The organism is Bacillus sp. WP8 (assembly GCF_000800825.1).
GTDB lineage: Bacteria > Bacillota > Bacilli > Bacillales > Bacillaceae > Bacillus > Bacillus safensis.
In genome coordinates this window covers 2,411,256-2,428,423 of sequence record NZ_CP010075.1, presented here as the reverse complement: position 1 = coordinate 2,428,423, position 17,168 = coordinate 2,411,256, and the positions used below count along the sequence as shown (strand labels likewise).

At 42.4% G+C, this 17,168-nt stretch carries 17 protein-coding genes; 15 read left to right on the top strand and 2 right to left on the bottom strand.

Annotated features, from left to right (window positions below; genetic code table 11):
* The first annotated feature begins 81 nt into the window (after positions 1-81).
* The 7 genes from QR42_RS12235 (at position 82) to yajC (ending at position 5,099) form a co-directional block, all read left to right on the top strand.
* Positions 82-582 (top strand): intercompartmental signaling factor BofC, encoded by a 501-nt coding sequence (locus QR42_RS12235; RefSeq protein ID WP_200885531.1) that lies wholly within the window; start codon positions 82-84, stop codon positions 580-582.
* Between the two features lie 148 nt (positions 583-730).
* Positions 731-1,336: a Holliday junction branch migration protein RuvA gene (ruvA, locus tag QR42_RS12230; RefSeq protein WP_024423144.1), complete on the top strand. Its 606-nt coding sequence runs from the start codon at positions 731-733 to the stop codon at positions 1,334-1,336.
* A gap of 11 nt (positions 1,337-1,347) precedes the next feature.
* A complete protein-coding gene (gene ruvB / locus QR42_RS12225; RefSeq protein WP_024423143.1) occupies positions 1,348-2,352 on the top strand; it encodes a Holliday junction branch migration DNA helicase RuvB in 1,005 nt (334 codons plus the stop codon).
* Complete coding sequence (locus tag QR42_RS12220; protein WP_012010741.1) at positions 2,345-2,545, top strand: DUF2905 domain-containing protein; 201 nt, start codon at positions 2,345-2,347, stop codon at positions 2,543-2,545. The genes ruvB and QR42_RS12220 overlap by 8 nt, the downstream gene beginning before the upstream one ends.
* Positions 2,546-2,579: 34 nt before the next feature.
* Positions 2,580-3,608, top strand: a complete 1,029-nt coding sequence (gene queA, locus QR42_RS12215) for a tRNA preQ1(34) S-adenosylmethionine ribosyltransferase-isomerase QueA (protein ID WP_039180328.1) — start codon at positions 2,580-2,582, stop codon at positions 3,606-3,608.
* A gap of 31 nt (positions 3,609-3,639) precedes the next feature.
* Entirely contained in the window at positions 3,640-4,785 is a 1,146-nt protein-coding gene (gene tgt, locus QR42_RS12210) for a tRNA guanosine(34) transglycosylase Tgt (RefSeq protein WP_034321314.1), read from the top strand.
* Positions 4,786-4,832: 47 nt separating this feature from the next.
* Positions 4,833-5,099: a preprotein translocase subunit YajC gene (gene yajC, locus QR42_RS12205; RefSeq protein ID WP_008360993.1), complete on the top strand. Its 267-nt coding sequence runs from the start codon at positions 4,833-4,835 to the stop codon at positions 5,097-5,099.
* A gap of 49 nt (positions 5,100-5,148) precedes the next feature.
* On the opposite strand, the gene QR42_RS12200 is transcribed toward yajC, so the two are convergent.
* Positions 5,149-5,526 carry a TIGR04086 family membrane protein gene (locus QR42_RS12200; RefSeq protein WP_039180321.1) on the bottom strand — a complete coding sequence of 126 codons (378 nt, stop codon included), beginning with the start codon at positions 5,524-5,526 and terminating at the stop codon, positions 5,149-5,151.
* 151 nt (positions 5,527-5,677) lie between these two features.
* Between QR42_RS12200 and QR42_RS12195 the strand changes: the two genes are divergently transcribed.
* The gene (locus tag QR42_RS12195) at positions 5,678-6,340 is read left to right on the top strand and encodes a DUF421 domain-containing protein (protein WP_039180318.1); all 663 of its coding nucleotides are present in this window, start codon (positions 5,678-5,680) and stop codon (positions 6,338-6,340) included.
* A gap of 1 nt (position 6,341) precedes the next feature.
* Here the strand turns inward: QR42_RS12195 and spoVB are convergent, their stop codons facing one another.
* The gene (gene spoVB / locus QR42_RS12190; RefSeq protein WP_039180316.1) at positions 6,342-7,892 is read right to left on the bottom strand and encodes a stage V sporulation protein B; all 1,551 of its coding nucleotides are present in this window, start codon (positions 7,890-7,892) and stop codon (positions 6,342-6,344) included.
* 116 nt (positions 7,893-8,008) lie between these two features.
* On the opposite strand from spoVB, the gene QR42_RS12185 reads away from it, so the two are divergent.
* From QR42_RS12185 to QR42_RS12155, 7 genes are all read left to right on the top strand, one after another.
* Positions 8,009-8,305: a post-transcriptional regulator gene (locus QR42_RS12185; protein WP_003216788.1), complete on the top strand. Its 297-nt coding sequence runs from the start codon at positions 8,009-8,011 to the stop codon at positions 8,303-8,305.
* Positions 8,306-8,346: 41 nt separating this feature from the next.
* Entirely contained in the window at positions 8,347-10,575 is a 2,229-nt protein-coding gene (gene secDF, locus QR42_RS12180) for a protein translocase subunit SecDF (RefSeq protein WP_039180313.1), read from the top strand.
* Positions 10,576-10,932: 357 nt separating this feature from the next.
* Entirely contained in the window at positions 10,933-11,421 is a 489-nt protein-coding gene (locus QR42_RS12175) for a cation:proton antiporter regulatory subunit (protein ID WP_039180311.1), read from the top strand.
* Between the two features lie 101 nt (positions 11,422-11,522).
* Positions 11,523-11,873, top strand: coding sequence for a LapA family protein (locus QR42_RS12170; RefSeq protein WP_039180309.1), 351 nt, complete (start codon positions 11,523-11,525; stop codon positions 11,871-11,873).
* Between the two features lie 81 nt (positions 11,874-11,954).
* Entirely contained in the window at positions 11,955-14,279 is a 2,325-nt protein-coding gene (recJ, locus tag QR42_RS12165) for a single-stranded-DNA-specific exonuclease RecJ (protein WP_039180306.1), read from the top strand.
* 23 nt (positions 14,280-14,302) lie between these two features.
* On the top strand, positions 14,303-14,815 hold the full coding sequence (locus QR42_RS12160) for an adenine phosphoribosyltransferase (protein WP_024423133.1): 513 nt from the start codon (positions 14,303-14,305) through the stop codon (positions 14,813-14,815).
* Between the two features lie 142 nt (positions 14,816-14,957).
* Positions 14,958-17,168 carry a RelA/SpoT family protein gene (locus QR42_RS12155; RefSeq protein ID WP_024427858.1) on the top strand — a complete coding sequence of 737 codons (2,211 nt, stop codon included), beginning with the start codon at positions 14,958-14,960 and terminating at the stop codon, positions 17,166-17,168.

Genomic DNA, 17,168 nt, shown 5'->3' with positions numbered 1-17,168 from the left:
AATGTTTAGAAAAATGGGTCAAACTACATATGTCATGCATCGATCTCATGTTCTAAAGAGGTGTAAATAGTGAAAGTGAAGATGAAATGTTTCGTTACAGGACTTATCATGACAAGTGTGCTTTTTTTCGCTGCGGATATGGAAGGGAAAGAACACTTGCAAAAGCAGTCAAACTCTATCACCGTTCAGCTTGAAAAAGTCTATCTAGACGGCGATGTGAGTATTGAAAGACACCGGTCATCATTAGAAGACAAAGACACATTCTGGGCGCAGTATAAAGGCTGGACGCTGGTAGAACAAAAAGAGGATTTTGCCCTTTTTAGAAAGCAAATTGATGATATCTCTCCATTAAGTAAAGCAAATGGATATATCGGATTATCAGAGGACGGTGTGATTTCTACGTTTCATGGAAGGCCTGACGGCTGGGCGGAGCCTATTCATCTCTTTTTTCAAATTGATACGTCCCGTTTAGAAAGTCATGTGGAAAAACAGCTTGAGCAAGGCATTCCTTTTCGAACAAAGGATGAATTTGAGCATGTGCTTGAAGTCATGAAGCCTTACCGAAATGAAATATCGTTTTAAAGCGTGTAACAGCTTGCTGGTGTGAAGACCGCAAGCTGTTTTTCGTGGTTTCATGATAAAAATGTACTGAGCGAACGTATGTTAACTTTTATTGCGGTTTTCTCCTCGATTTATGTTACAATGAAGAACAGTCAAAGAGGTGAAAACGGTGATAGAGTTTGTAAAAGGGACCATTGATTATGTGTGCCCGCAATATGTTGTCATTGAAAACGGCGGAGTGGGATATCAAGTCTATACCCCAAACCCGTTTATCTATCGAGTAAATAAACAAGAAACGATTTATACGTATCATTACATAAAGGAAGACGCATTTTCGTTATACGGTTTTCAAACACGAGAAGAAAAAGCGCTGTTCACAAAACTGTTAAATGTCACAGGAATAGGGCCAAAGGGCGCACTCGCCATTCTTGCTTCCGGTGATCCAGGCGCTGTCATTTCAGCGATAGAACGTGAAGATGAAGCGTTCCTGATTAAATTCCCTGGTGTGGGCAAAAAAACAGCACGTCAAATCATTCTGGATCTAAAAGGAAAACTTGCAGATGTGGTACCAGAAATGATTGGCAACTTATTTAATCACGAGGACCACATTCAGGTTGAAACGCAGCAAACTGCATTAGATGAAGCGCTTGAAGCCTTGAGTGTCCTTGGATACGGTGATCGTGAAATTAAAAAGGTTCTTCCATTATTAAAAGAAGAAAAGAATCTCACAACCGATCAATATGTGAAAAAAGCTTTACAAAAAATGTTGAAATAGGGTGATGTCTCATGGATGAACGGCTCGTCTCAACTGAAGCAGACAACCATGAATCAGCCATTGAGCAAAGTCTGCGGCCACAGACACTTAGCCAATATATCGGTCAGCAAAAAGTAAAGGATAATCTCAGCGTATTTATTGAAGCTGCCCGCATGCGGCAGGAAACGCTTGATCACGTCCTTTTATATGGACCTCCTGGACTTGGGAAAACAACGCTTGCGTCGATTATTGCCAATGAAATGAATGTTCAGCTGCGTACAACGTCAGGACCAGCCATTGAGCGTCCTGGAGATTTGGCGGCCATCTTAACGTCTCTTGAGCCAGGTGATGTATTGTTTATTGATGAAATTCACCGCTTGCAGCGCTCAATTGAGGAAGTGCTGTACCCAGCAATGGAGGATTTTTGTTTAGATATTGTCATTGGAAAAGGAGATACAGCACGCTCTGTACGGCTTGATTTACCGCCATTTACGCTTGTAGGTGCAACGACCCGTGTCGGGCTGTTAACAGCGCCGCTTCGAGATAGGTTTGGGGTACATGCAAGATTGGAATACTATGAGCAAAGAGATTTGGCTCACATTGTGGCAAGAACAGCCGAGCTGTTTGAGATTGGGATCGATATTCGCTCTGCCGAAGAGATTGCGAGACGTTCCCGGGGAACACCGAGGGTTGCCAATCGTTTGCTCAGAAGAGTAAGAGATTTTGCGCAAGTGCTTGGGAATCATGCTATTACGCAGGACATTGCGGAAGATGCCCTTGAGCGTCTTCAAGTCGACAGGCTTGGCCTCGATCATATAGACCATAAGCTCCTTTTAAGTATGATCGAAAAATTTAGAGGCGGTCCGGTTGGTCTTGATACAATCTCAGCGACAATTGGAGAAGAATCACATACGATTGAAGATGTGTACGAACCGTACTTGCTGCAAATTGGTTTCCTGCAAAGAACACCAAGAGGGCGGGTCGTCACAAGAGAAGCGTATGAACATTTTCAAATGGAGGTTCCGATTCGTGACTGAATTCCCTAAAATATTAATGATTTTAGGTGGTGTCCTTTTTGCCGCAGGATTAGTGTTTCAATTGGTTGGTAAGCTTCCAGGTGATATTTTTGTGAAAAAAGGAAATGTAACGTTCTTTTTTCCTGTCATTACATGCATTGTCATTAGCATCGTACTAACCATATTACTGAATATCTTTGGACGGATGAAATAACGTTAACTAGTTAACTACAGAATAGGTGAAGGAAATGAAGCTAGAACTATTTGATTTTGATTTACCAGAAAGATTGATTGCACAAGTGCCGCTTGAAAAAAGAGATGCATCAAGACTGATGGTCTTAAACAAACAGACGGGTGCGATTACACACGATACATTCTCACAAATCATCGATTATTTTCAAAAAGGTGATTGTCTCGTTCTAAACAATACTCGCGTTTTGCCTGCACGATTGTTTGGGATGAAAGAGCATACAGGTGCCAAAGTTGAGCTGCTTCTCTTGAAGCAAGAAGAAGGAGACAACTGGGAAACACTTGTAAAACCAGCGAAACGGGTGAAAAAAGGGACGGTTATCACTTTTGGTGATGGACGGCTCAAAGCGGTATGTACAGAGGAAATGGAACATGGTGGAAGAAAAGTCGAGTTTCAATATACAGGCATTTTTTATGAAGTGCTTGAATCCCTTGGTGAAATGCCGCTGCCTCCATATATTAAAGAGCAGCTTGACGACCGTGAACGCTATCAAACCGTTTATTCAAAAGAGGTTGGTTCCGCTGCTGCCCCAACGGCCGGTCTCCATTTTACAACCGAGCTGCTGGATGCGCTGAAAGCGAAAGGTGTTCACATTGCTTTTATTACGCTGCACGTGGGGCTTGGCACGTTTCGTCCGGTAAGTGCAGAACGTATTGAAGAACACGAAATGCATGCAGAGTTTTATGAAATGAATGAAGAAACAGCTGATGAGCTCAATCGCGTTCGCAAAGAAGGCGGACGGATTATTTCAGTCGGCACAACGTCAACAAGAACGCTTGAAACCATTGCAAGCGCACACGATGGTGAGTTCAAAGCCTCAAGCGGCTGGACGTCGATCTTTATTTACCCTGGCTACACATTCAAGGCAATTGATGGCATGATCACAAATTTCCATCTGCCAAAATCCTCGTTAATTATGCTTGTCAGCGCATTAGCTGGACGAGAGCACGTACTAAAAGCGTACAATGAGGCTGTGAAAGAGGAATACCGATTCTTCAGCTTTGGCGATGCCATGCTGATTCAATAACATCATACAACAAAGACAGGAGGGCTCATTTTTGTCGCAATTACCGATACGTTATGAGTTCATTAAATCATGCAAACAAACAGGTGCACGTCTTGGCCGCGTTCATACACCGCACGGCTCTTTTGAAACACCTGTATTTATGCCAGTAGGTACACTGGCTACAGTCAAAACAATGGCGCCTGAAGAATTAAAGGCAATGGATGCAGGCATCATCTTAAGCAATACGTACCACTTATGGCTCCGTCCAGGCCACGATATCGTAAAAGAAGCAGGCGGTCTGCACAAATTTATGAACTGGGATCGAGCCATTCTAACTGATTCAGGCGGATTCCAAGTTTTCTCATTGAGTGAATTTAGAAAAATTGAAGAAGAAGGCGTTCACTTCCGTAATCATTTAAACGGAGACAAGCTGTTCCTATCTCCTGAAAAAGCCATGGAGATCCAAAATGCGCTTGGTTCTGATATTATGATGGCATTTGATGAATGCCCGCCATATCCTGCAGAGTACGATTACATGAAACGTTCTGTGGAGCGGACAAGCAGATGGGCAGAGCGCTGTCTAACAGCGCACCAGCGTCCAGAGGATCAAGGGCTGTTTGGAATTGTCCAAGGCGGAGAATACGAAGAGCTTCGAAAACAAAGTGCAAAAGACCTTGTTTCACTTGATTTCCCAGGCTACGCCATCGGAGGCTTATCTGTAGGGGAACCAAAAGATGTGATGAATCGTGTACTTGAGTTCACTACACCATTTTTACCGGCAGACAAACCAAGGTACTTAATGGGTGTCGGCTCGCCAGATTCCTTAATTGACGGCGCCATTCGCGGTGTAGATATGTTTGACTGCGTACTGCCTACGCGAATTGCAAGAAACGGTACCTTAATGACAAGTGAAGGCCGTCTTGTTGTGAAAAATGCAAAATATGAGCGTGACTTTAGACCAATCGATGAGAACTGTGACTGCTATACATGTAAAAACTATACTCGCGCCTATATTAGACATCTCATCCGAACAAATGAAACGTTCGGAATTCGATTAACAACTTATCATAATCTTCATTTTCTGTTAAAATTAATGGAGCAAGTGAGAGAAGCTATCCGTGAGGATCGTTTAGGTGATTTTAAAGAAGAGTTTTTTGAGCGTTATGGCTTTAACAAACCGAATGCGAAAAACTTTTAACGCATAAACGAAAGGCTTTACAATGCTTTAGAAAGGGGTGAAATAGAATGGATGGTGGTATGGGTTCAATCATTATGATTGTTGTCATGTTTGCTGTGCTTTACTTCTTGTTAATCCGTCCACAGCAAAAGCAACAGAAAGCTGTGCGTCAGATGCAGCAATCTTTATCAAAAGGCGATAAAATCGTCACAATCGGTGGTTTACACGGTGAAATCGACTCAATTGATGAATCAAAAGTGGTCATCAAAACAAGCGAAAACAACCGTTTAACTTTCGATCGCCGTGCTATTAGAGAATTAGCTGACAAAGGCTAATCCTCCGATACATAGCAATAAAAAAAGAGCGATATGAACCGCTCTTTTTTTATTTGCCTCTAAGATTGACGCCAATCATTCCCCCCAGCATACAAATGCCTAAAAATGCCCCATGATAGATGAACTGCTCTGGTGAAAACGTTTTTCCAAACCCCAAATATTGAAATAAAAATACAGTGAGAGAAAAAATGATAGATGTGATCGCACCAATTAGCCAGCCGCGCTCCTTTGCTTTCCCGCCAGAAATGATGCCTCCTAATAACAGGGCAACAAAGGACAAAATCATAATCATCCATTTAAATGATGATTCCTGCATACTTGTGAATGTAAGCATGAGCGACACAAGTAAACTTGTGACAACCATCACGACAAAAATGGCAATTAATCCGGATAAAATGCCTTTTCCAATATGTTTTGTTTCTTGCATGTGATTTGTCTCCTCTCCAATTGACCGAAGCTTGTCTTTTACTAAAATGTATTCACAGAGGAGAAAAAATAGACATGTTTCAGACGTTTCTTTTCTACATAAATAAAGTGTTTTGACACAAGCTATGTTGGAGAAGGAGGGTTTACATCACATGCAGGACATCTTGATCATTTCCATGAGAACCATCATTTTATATTTTCTAATTTGGTTTATCTTTCGCTTAATGGGCAAAAGGGAAATTGGGGAATTGAGTATTTTAGATCTAGTCATTTTTATGATGATTGCAGAAATTGCGGTTCTTGCCATAGAAGAAGTAGAGGATCACATGTTACATACGGTATGGCCAATCCTGCTGTTAACCTTCATTCAAATCACACTTGCCTATCTCTCATTGAAATTCCAAGGCGTCCGGCGCTTTCTTGACGGCAAACCGGTCTTGCTCATCATCAATGGCAAAATAGACGAGGGTGCGATGAGAAAACAGCGATACAATTTTGATGACCTGCTCATTCAATTAAGAGAAAATAACATCGACAGTATTCAGGATGTCTCTTACGCTATTTTAGAGCCGTCTGGGAAACTCGCTGTCGTCGAAAAAGAAAACAAGCTCAAACATGCAGCGCTTGAGCTTCCACTTGTTGCGGACGGTGTAGTGCAGCATGATCACCTTAAGCAAATCAATCAAAATGAACAGTGGCTGAAAGATGAGCTTGCTAAAAGAGGTTATCATGATATCGAGCAAATCTCTTACTGCAGCTTTAATCAAAAAACATTTTATATTGATTTGAAAGATGAAGTGATCAAAAAGAGATGAGCTAAAACAGCTTCCCAATGAACGGGATGCGGCGCAGCTCTTCTCGTTTCACTAGTCCTAGGCAGATTAATAGAATGACATACAGCATGCACGTAACAATGATGAGTGTTACAAGTTCAATAGGAGCAGAAAAGAGTCCGTTTACTTGAGATTTCAGCCAAAGGCTGACAGCCCCGGTACCGATAATCACAAGGACGCATAGTCCATATTCCTTTAATGGTAAATGAATAGGCAGCACCTTTCCAACAGTTGCCGCATGGAGCAGTGTGACAAGGATGATGCCGATTAAGATCGCAAGTGCTGCGCCCATAATGCCAAAGCCAGGCTGTGAAGCAAGAACAAAAATCATCCCTGTTTTCACAATTGCACCTATCAGGCTGTTGGTCATCGCCGCACCAGCTAAATTGAGTGCTTGAAGTACGGCTTGAAGGGGCCCCTGAAAATAATATAGAAGGAAAAATGGCGCCATGAATTTCACATAAACAGCCGCATGCGACGAACCATACATAAAGAGCGTTAAATCTTCTGCGTAAACGAAAAGAATAATACATGAAATGCCTCCGCTGAGTAAACAAAGGCGCATCGCCTGCTTCAGCCGGTATTCGACCGTTTTACGTTTATTCTGCTCCATTCCTTCACTGATCGCCGGAACTAATGCAGTGGAGAGTGAATACGTAATAAAACTAGGTAGTGTCAAAAGGGTTAGAGCAAGCCCGGTCAACTCCCCGTACTGCCTTGTCGCCTCAACAGCCGCATATCCAGCAATGGCAAGACTTTGCGCGACAACAATCGGCTCTAAAAACCATGAAATATTCCCGATAAAACGGCTGCCTGTTGTTGGTAGGGCAATGCTCATCAGCTGCTTAAATGTGTCCCTTCCGTCATGAATCGCCTTAAAAAATCGTTTTCGAATACGAATGGTCTTTTTATAGCGAAAGGCGATCAATAAGTAAGCAAGTGAAATCATCTCTCCAATCACAGATGACACCATCGCACCTGCTGCCGCAAATTCAATCCCGTAAGGAAGGAAAGCCGTTGTACATACCGCGACTAATGAAATTCTTGCGACCTGTTCCAGAACTTGAGACATCGCTAGCGGACTCATTTGCTGTCTGCCTTGGAAATAGCCTCTTAACACACTGGAAATGGCGATGACTGGTACGACGGGTGTAATGGCAAGCAGTGGATAGACCGTTCTAGGGTCTGTCAGCATATTTTCTGCCATGATAGGCGCAAACCATAAAAAGAGCGGCGTGAAAATCAGGCTGAGTGTTCCTGTTATCGCAAGGGACATGACCAGAATACGTTTTGTTTTCTGTTTGTCACCCCGGGCTTCTGCTTCTGCGACAAGCTTACTAATGGCGACAGGCAGTCCGAATTGCGTGAGCGTCACGGCGAGAAAAAAGGTAGGTGCAGCCATCATATAAAGCCCGACCCCTTCTTCGCCAATGAACCTCGCAATGACAATTCGATTGACAAAACCCAATATTCTCGTGATAAAACCTGCTAAAATTAAAATAATGGTCCCCTTTAAAAACGTTTGCTTCGTCAAATCACAGATCACCTGCCTTCTCAAACGACATAGAATCATATACAATAAGATATGCGTGTATATCGTCCAAGCATGACAAGTCTCTCGATAAAAAACTGAAAAGGGGGAGCTACGCAATGACACAACATCCAGCTGCTATTTACAAAGACCATTTAAAGCCTTTTCTGTTCAGTAAGCTTGAAGAATTCATCGTTTTGGGCTATAAAGATGTAGATTTAGAGGAATTATGGTCATACTTAGAGAATAAGAAGTGGAAGAAAAAACAAGAGTATCCGATTCATGAAATGGTTGCAGATATCTTATCTGTAAAAATAGGCGAATTTATGAACTATGCAACCGTTCAGTCGTTTAAAACGTCTGCTTTTTTGGACAGTGAAGATGGCAAGAATATGCTTGATGAACTGTTAAAATAAGCCATCTTAATGGATTCAGGTGTTTAAGGAGGAAATACATAATGAAAAAAGGGCGCATTCTTGCGTTTTTCTTAGTGGTTCTGTTAATCGGAACTGGCGTGGGCTTACTGACAAAGCCTGTTGCGAAAGATATGACGCTAGGGCTGGATTTACAGGGTGGATTTGAAGTCCTGTATGATGTACATCCAGTGAAAAAAGAGGACAAGATCACAAATAGTGTTCTCGTTAGTACAGTGGAGGCTCTTAACCGAAGAGCAAACGTGCTTGGTGTAAGTGAGCCGAACATTTCGATTGAAGGCAACAACCGTATCCGCGTGCAGCTTGCGGGTGTAAAAGATCAAAACAGAGCAAGGGAGATTCTTTCCACTGAAGCACAGCTATCCTTCAGAGATACGAATGATAAAGAACTCCTAAACGGGGCTGACCTAGTCGAAAACAGTGCAAAACAAACATTCAGTCAAACGAATGAGCCAATTGTGACGGTTAAACTAAAGGATGCGAAAAAATTTGGTGACGTCACAAGAAAAGTAGCAGCGATGGCACCAAATAATCAGCTTGTCATTTGGCTTGATTACCACAAAGGAGATTCCTTCAAAAAAGAAGTCTCAAAATCAAACCACAAGTATGTATCTGCACCAAATGTGAATCAAGAGATTAACAGCAGTGACGTACAAATTGAAGGGAAGTTTACTGTCCAAGAGGCAAAAGACCTTGCGAGTATTTTAAATGCCGGGGCATTGCCAGTGAAATTAACAGAAAAATATTCCACATCTGTGAGTGCGCAGTTTGGTGAACAAGCACTGAACGAAACAGTGTTTGCAGGAATAGTAGGAATCGCATTTATCTTCTTATTCATGCTGTTTTATTACCGATTACCTGGTCTTATAGCTGTCATCACACTTTCAGCTTATATCTACATTACGCTGCAAGTGTTTGACTGGATGGGCGCGGTTATGACACTGCCTGGAATTGCCGCACTCATTTTAGGGGTAGGGATGGCTGTCGATGCCAACATTATTACTTATGAGCGGATCAAGGAAGAGCTGAAGCTCGGCAAATCAGTCCGTTCTGCTTTCAGATCAGGGAACCGCAGATCATTTGCGACGATCTTTGATGCTAACTTAACAAGTATTATTGCCGGCGGAGTGCTGTTCTTCTTCGGGACAAGCTCTGTAAAAGGATTTGCAACAATGCTCATCCTCTCGATTTTAACAAGCTTTATCACAGCTGTTTTCCTATCAAGATTCCTTCTCGGTCTTCTTGTTGAAAGCCGCTATCTTGACCGGAGAAAAGGCTGGTTTGGTGTTCGTCAAAAAGACATTATGAACATTCATGAAACAACAGAAACCACCGAGCCAAAAACACCATTTGATAAGTGGGATTTCGTCAGCAAACGTAAAGGATTTATGATTTTCTCAGCTACTATCACCATTGCGGGAATCATCGTTCTTTCCATCTTCAAGCTGAATGCGGGAATTGACTTTACAAGTGGAACTAGAATTGATATTCAAAGTGATCACAAGCTGTCAACTGAACAAGTCGAGCAAGACTTTAAAAAACTTGACCTTGAGACAGACAGTGTCGTGTTATCGGGTCAAAAAGAGAATCAGGCAGCAGCGAGATTTGTCGGTGTGCCGAACAAAGAAAAGATTGCTGAAGTGAAAGATTACTTCAAAGATAAATACGGAACGGAGCCAAACGTAAGTACAGTGTCTCCGACTGTCGGAAAAGAACTTGCACGTAATGCGCTATATGCCGTCATCATTGCCTCCATCGGGATCATTTTATATGTATCCGTCCGATTTGAGTATAAGATGGCGATTGCGGCAATTATTTCACTGCTATATGATGCGTTCTTTATCGTGGCCTTCTTTAGTATTACGCGCCTAGAGGTGGATGTCACCTTCATTGCCGCGATCCTCACGGTCATCGGGTACTCGATCAACGATACGATCGTTACCTTCGACAGGGTTCGTGAGCAAATGAAGAAACGTAAACCGAAAACCATTGAAGATCTATCGTACATTGTGAACTTAAGCTTACAGCAAACCTTTACGCGATCTGTCAATACGGTGCTGACTGTACTTGTCGTTGTTGTCGCACTGCTTATCTTCGGATCGGCGTCGATTACAAACTTCTCCATCGCCTTACTTGTCGGCTTATTAACAGGGGTGTATTCATCCCTTTATATCGCGGCACAAATTTGGCTGATGTGGAAAGGCCGCGAGCTGAAAAAACCAGCTAAGATAGATACAGATCAAGATATTTAATCTAGAAAGACTGCCTTCTCGGCAGTCTCAGCGTGTAGACAAACCCTCGCATTCTTTGTCAGTCCTGCGTGCCGGTGCTCACGAATGTCAAATTCGCTCCGCTCCGGTACTCGTCCTTCCTAGACTGCAAAGGTTTTCTATCACGCTGAAAAGAAGAAAAAGGGCTAAAATAAATATCATTTTAGCCCTTTTTCAACAATCTGAGACTGCCTTTTCGGCAGTCTTTTTCTATTGAAAAAATATTTCGGGTTTCATTGATCTTAAAATGGTCTTTTGCTATAATGACTTACGTTTAGATCAGTATAGAAAGCGGGTGTCTGTTTAAGGCATTTTGCTTTATTCATTGGAGGGGCTGTGATGAAGGTTCGGGAAACTGAACTGCCAGGTATCGGTCATAAAGCCGAAATGATCACAAGAAATAATGAGAAGCTTGCCATCATTACACATAATGACGGCAGAAGAGAAATGTATCATTTTCAGGAGGGCGACCACGAAGAAACGATTTCTGGTATCCTGCTAAACGATGAAGAAGCAAGGCAAATTGCGGCTATTTTAGGCGGCATGGTCTATAAGCCGAAAGCGCTTGAAACCGTAGAGGTAGCCATTGATGATCTAGTGATTGAATGGTTTAAAATTGAAAAGAATGCACCAGCTGTTCAAAGAAGCATCGGTGAACTCAATGTTCGCCAAAACTATCAAGTAACAGTCATCGCCATTATGAGAAAATCACACGAGAAGATTTTAAATCCAGGACCAGATACCATCATCGAAGAAGGGGATACCCTTGTTATTTCTGGAGAAAGAAAAGAATTAAAGAACCTGATTAAAGAAAAACTCAGCAGCTGATGATGCCCATGCTGATAGGTTTTCTTCCGCTGCTTTTTTTCTGTGTTTAAAAAAGGCAGTGAAAAGGGAAGAATAAAAGAAAAAGCTTGGGGGATTTGTAGATGAACAAACAACAATGGACCATCATACTCGCATTTATTTTCGTATTAATTGTCTCAGTATTTGCCGTGATTAATGTACGGCCTGTCGAGGTAGACTACTTATTTGGAACGGCTGAATGGCCGCTGATCCTCGTCATTATCGGTTCTGTTTTAATGGGCGGACTGATTGTGGCATTTGCAGGGATCTTCCAAATTGTGAAACTGAAACGTGAACTAAAGGCATTAAAAGCTGAGCGTGCAGCTGCTGCACCTGCTGCTTCGACGAAAAAGGCAGACAAAGATCTTCAAAAAAAATCGCATGTTACGCCTTTAAAAGAACAGCCAGCATCATTTGACCGGAAGGAAAAATAATCTTCCAGCACAATTTCATAAAATAAAAATTGAAACCCCTCAGGCCACTCTAGTATAATAGTGTGGTTGAGGGGTGAATTTATGTTATTATCCAAAATGCGCTGGGAATATGAACATCCAAGCGAAGAAAAAGTGAAATCACTCTCTGAAAATCTGAATATTTCAGCGCTGACTGCATCGCTTCTCGTAAAAAGAGGACTTGAAGAAGTAGAAGAGGCGAGGTCTTTTTTATTTGATCAAAAAGCCGAATTTCATGATCCATTCTTATTAAAAGGAATGAAAGAAGCAGTAGAGCGCATCAACAAAGCGATCGAAGAGCAGGAATCGATTGTGATCTTCGGAGACTATGATGCAGATGGTGTGACAAGTACGTCTGTACTTTTACATACATTAAAAGAGCGGTCTGCGATAGTAGACTTTTATATTCCAGATCGGTTTAAAGAAGGCTATGGGCCTAATGAACAGGCTTTTCGATATATCAAGGAGCAAGGAGCATCGCTTGTCATCACGGTTGATACAGGCATTGCTGCTGTAAATGAAGCACGTATTGCAAAAGAAATAGGGCTAGACCTGATCATTACAGATCACCATGAACCAAGTGAGGAGCTGCCTGAGGCACTTGCCATTGTCCATCCTAAGCAGCCAGGCTGTGAGTATCCCTTTAAAGAACTTGCTGGTGTAGGTGTAGCGTTTAAAGTGGCGCATGCACTTCTTGGGGAGCTGCCAGTTCAGCTGTTAGATCTTGCAGCAATCGGGACAATCGCGGATCTTGTACCGCTTCATGATGAGAATAGATGGCTCGCCAAAAAAGGGCTTATGCAGCTTCGTCAGTCGAATAGACCGGGGCTGAAAGCGTTATTGAAAGAAGCGGGAGCCACTTTAGAAGAAGCGAACGAGGAGACGGTCGGCTTTCAAATTGCGCCAAGGCTGAATGCTGTAGGACGAATTGAACAGGCAGATCCAGCTGTTCATCTTCTTATGACTGAGGATAAGGATGAAGCAGAAGAGCTCGCTCGTTTTGTACAGGAACTGAATAAAGAACGACAAAAGATTGTCAGTACGATCACAGAAGAAGCCATTCAAATGGTGGAAGAGGCAGGCGATGACCAGTCTGCGATCGTTGTAGCGAAAGCTGGCTGGAATCCGGGCGTTGTCGGAATTGTTGCCTCTAAATTGACGGATACTTTTTCTCGTCCAGCGATTGTGCTTGGAATAGATGAAGAAACGCAAATGGCAAAAGGATCAGCCCGAAGCATTCCTGGCTTTGATCTATTCTTCCATCTAAGCAAATGCCGCGACATCCTGCCGCATTTCGGCGGGCATCCGATGGCAGCAGGGATGACACTTCGAGCGGATGATGTCGCTTTACTAAGGGAAAGATTAAATCAATATGCCAATGAAACATTGACGGAAGAAGATTTTATTCCCATTCAGCGGGTCGATGCCGTGTGCAAGGTAGACGAATTGACGGTTCAAGCGATTGAAGAAGCGGGGATGCTGTCACCATTTGGTATGTCAAACCCAAAACCGTTCATTATGATTGAAGATGCGAAGCTTGAAGATATCCGAACAATTGGGGCAAATCACAACCATATTAAAATGTCTCTGAAAGACGAAGACAAGCTGCTTGACTGTGTCGGCTTTCACCAAGGGAAATTAAAAGAAGAAATTGTTCCAGGAAGCCGCATTTCCGTGATTGGAGAAATGTCCGTCAATGAATGGAATAACCGGAAAAAGCCCCAGCTGATGTTAAAAGATGCACGAGTTGATGAATGGCAGCTGTTTGATCTGCGCGGGAAAAAGGATTGGGAGAAGAAAGTTTCGACGCTGGATTCAGAAAAATCTTTGGTTGTCTGTTTTGATGAAGCAACAAAACAGAACGTCGATATCCCCATTCATCATGTTCATGCAGAAAATGTATCAACGTTTGATGTACACGGAAAGTATGTGGTCTTTGCGGATGTTCCGGCAGATGACCAATTGCTGAAGCAGGTTTTAGAAAATCAGAAGCCTGCCAGAATTTATACGGTTTTTCAAAGAGAAGAAGATCATTTTATGTCCTCTTTCCCAAGCCGTGATCAATTCAAATGGTTTTATGGGTTCTTGTTTAAACGGGGAAGTTTTCCTATCAAAGAACAAGGAATGGAGCTTGCCAAACATAGAGGCTGGACAAAAGATACAATCATTTTTATGACAAAGGTGTTTTTTGAACTCGGTTTTGTTAAAATAGAGAATGGTGTGCTGTCAATAGTACTTGATGCCCCTAAAAAAGATTTAACGGCATCAGCGTCCTATACAGCAAAACAACGATTGATGGAACTCGATCAAACACTAACATATTCCTCAGCTAAAGAGCTGAAGGAATGGCTGAATAGCATGATGAGCGAAGTCTCACCTGTGCTTTGACGTACGAGGAGGAAAAGGAAAAGATGGATTTAAAACAATATGTGACAGTTGTACCTGACTACCCAAAGGAAGGTGTACAATTTAAAGATATTACAACGTTAATGGATAAAGGCGAAGTGTACCGTTATGCAACGGATCAGATCGTTGAATACGCGAAGGAAAGAGACATTGATCTCATTGTTGGACCTGAAGCGCGTGGATTCATTATTGGCTGCCCTGTAGCATACGCACTTGGTGTAGGTTTTGCACCGGTTCGTAAAGAAGGAAAGCTTCCTCGTGAAGTCATTAAAGTCGATTACGGCTTGGAATATGGTAAAGATGTATTAACGATTCATAAAGATGCGATTCGTCCCGGTCAGCGTGTCCTGATTACTGATGACTTACTGGCAACTGGTGGAACAATTGAAGCGTCCATCAAGCTTGTAGAGGAATTAGGCGGCGTTGTGGCAGGGATTGCATTTTTGATTGAGCTGACGTATCTGGATGGCAGAAAGAAGCTTGACGGCTACGACATCATGACGTTAATGCAATACTAATGGAGTTTTTCGTAAAAAGCACTCAGTAAGAAGGGTGCTTTTTTCCTATCAAAAATCTTTTAGCGGACTTCTTCTCTTTACATCTATCGAATTTTTCTTGATAATAAACTACAATACAGTTTTCATTTAAAAAGGTGATTCCATGGCGAACGAACAAGTTTTAACGGCGCAGCAGGTCATTGACAAGGCAAGAGAATACCTGTCCGCTGAACATATTCAATTTATAGAGCGAGCATATGAATATGCTGAAAATGCACACAAGGAGCAATACCGGAAATCTGGTGAGCCCTATATTATCCATCCAATTCAAGTGGCGGGCATTCTTGTTGACCTTGAAATGGATCCATCAACCATTGCAGGCGGTTTCCTGCACGATGTAGTTGAGGATACAGATGTGACATTACAGGATTTAAAAGAGCATTTTAACGAAGAAGTAGCAATGCTTGTTGATGGTGTCACTAAGCTCGGGAAGATTAAATATAAATCACAAGAAGAACAGCAGGCCGAAAACCATCGAAAAATGTTTGTTGCAATGGCGCAAGATATCCGCGTGATCTTGATTAAGCTGGCAGACCGTCTTCATAACATGAGAACGCTCAAACATCTTCCGCAGGAAAAGCAGCGAAGAATTTCAAATGAAACACTTGAAATCTTTGCACCACTTGCGCACAGATTAGGGATTTCAAAGATTAAGTGGGAGCTTGAAGATACGGCACTCCGCTATTTAAATCCGCAGCAATATTACCGAATTGTGAATCTGATGAAGCGTAAACGAGCGGAACGTGAGGAATACTTGGACGAGGTTGTCAATGAAGTGAAAGACCGCGTGTCTGAGGTGAACATCAAGGCTGAATTTTCCGGAAGACCAAAACATATTTATAGCATTTATCGCAAAATGGTCTTGCAAAATAAGCAGTTTAATGAAATTTATGATCTGCTTGCCGTTCGTATTTTGGTCGACAGCATTAAAGACTGTTATGCGGTGCTCGGTATTATCCATACATGCTGGAAACCGATGCCAGGCAGATTTAAGGATTATATTGCGATGCCAAAGCCAAACATGTACCAATCTCTTCATACAACGGTGATTGGGCCAAAAGGTGATCCGCTTGAAGTTCAGATCCGTACAGTGGAAATGCATGAAATTGCAGAATATGGGATTGCGGCACACTGGGCATATAAAGAAGGCAAAGAGTCAGCAGAATCAACGGAAGAAGCGGTCTTCCAGAAGAAGCTTTCTTGGTTTAGAGAAATTCTTGAATTCCAAAACGAATCCACAGATGCAGAAGAATTTATGGAATCATTAAAAATCGATCTCTTCTCTGATATGGTGTTTGTGTTTACACCAAAAGGAGACGTCATTGAACTGCCGTCGGGCTCAGTTCCGATTGATTTCTCTTACCGAATTCACTCGGAAATTGGGAATAAAACGATCGGTGCCAAGGTCAATGGCAAAATGGTCACACTCGATCACAAACTAAAAACAGGTGACATTATTGAAATTCTGACATCAAAGCACAGCTATGGGCCAAGTCAGGATTGGGTCAAGCTTGCCCAAACCTCCCAAGCGAAGCACAAGATCAGACAGTTTTTCAAAAAACAGCGCCGTGAAGAAAATGTCGAAAAAGGCCGAGAGCTCGTGGAAAAAGAAATCAAAAACCTTGAGTTTGATGTCAAAGACATTCTGACCGCTGAAAACCTGCAAAAAGTGGCTGACAAATTTAATTTTTCAAACGAAGAGGACATGTATGCAGCTGTTGGATATAACGGCATTACTGCACTACAAGTCGCCAATCGTTTAACGGAAAAAGAAAGAAAACAAAGAGATCAAGAAGAGCAAGAGAAAACCGTTCAAGAAGTGACGGTGGAACCAAAGACGTATCACGGGAAAAAACGGGAAGCTGGCGTAAGGGTCAAAGGGATTGATAACCTGCTTGTCCGCTTATCTAAGTGCTGTAACCCTGTTCCTGGCGATAGCATTGTCGGTTTTATTACGAAGGGCCGAGGCGTATCTGTTCACCGTGAGGACTGTCCGAACGTGAAGACAGGAGAAGCGCAGGAGCGGTTAATTCCGGTCGAGTGGGAGCATGAGCAGCCTGCTCAAAACCGTAAAGAATACAATGTGGAAATTGAAATATTAGGATATGATAGACGTGGCTTACTCAATGAGGTGCTTCAAGCAGTTAACGAAACCAAAACGAACATCTCCTCTGTTTCTGGGAAGTCTGATCGTAACAAAGTGGCGACGATCCATATGGCGATCTTTATCCAAAATATTAATCATTTGCACAAAGTAGTCGAGCGCATTAAACAAATCAAAGACATTTACTCTGTTCGCCGATTCATGAATTAG

Coding starts and splice junctions, on each gene's coding strand:
- QR42_RS12235 (WP_200885531.1), top strand. CDS start 82: ATGAAATGTTTCGTTACAGGACTTATCATGACAAGTGTGCTTTTTTTC.
- ruvB (WP_024423143.1), top strand. CDS start 1,348: ATGGATGAACGGCTCGTCTCAACTGAAGCAGACAACCATGAATCAGCC.
- queA (WP_039180328.1), top strand. CDS start 2,580: ATGAAGCTAGAACTATTTGATTTTGATTTACCAGAAAGATTGATTGCA.
- yajC (WP_008360993.1), top strand. CDS start 4,833: ATGGATGGTGGTATGGGTTCAATCATTATGATTGTTGTCATGTTTGCT.
- QR42_RS12200 (WP_039180321.1), bottom strand. CDS start 5,526: ATGCAAGAAACAAAACATATTGGAAAAGGCATTTTATCCGGATTAATT.
- QR42_RS12195 (WP_039180318.1), top strand. CDS start 5,678: ATGCAGGACATCTTGATCATTTCCATGAGAACCATCATTTTATATTTT.
- QR42_RS12185 (WP_003216788.1), top strand. CDS start 8,009: ATGACACAACATCCAGCTGCTATTTACAAAGACCATTTAAAGCCTTTT.
- secDF (WP_039180313.1), top strand. CDS start 8,347: ATGAAAAAAGGGCGCATTCTTGCGTTTTTCTTAGTGGTTCTGTTAATC.
- QR42_RS12175 (WP_039180311.1), top strand. CDS start 10,933: ATGAAGGTTCGGGAAACTGAACTGCCAGGTATCGGTCATAAAGCCGAA.
- QR42_RS12170 (WP_039180309.1), top strand. CDS start 11,523: ATGAACAAACAACAATGGACCATCATACTCGCATTTATTTTCGTATTA.
- recJ (WP_039180306.1), top strand. CDS start 11,955: ATGTTATTATCCAAAATGCGCTGGGAATATGAACATCCAAGCGAAGAA.
- QR42_RS12160 (WP_024423133.1), top strand. CDS start 14,303: ATGGATTTAAAACAATATGTGACAGTTGTACCTGACTACCCAAAGGAA.
- QR42_RS12155 (WP_024427858.1), top strand. CDS start 14,958: ATGGCGAACGAACAAGTTTTAACGGCGCAGCAGGTCATTGACAAGGCA.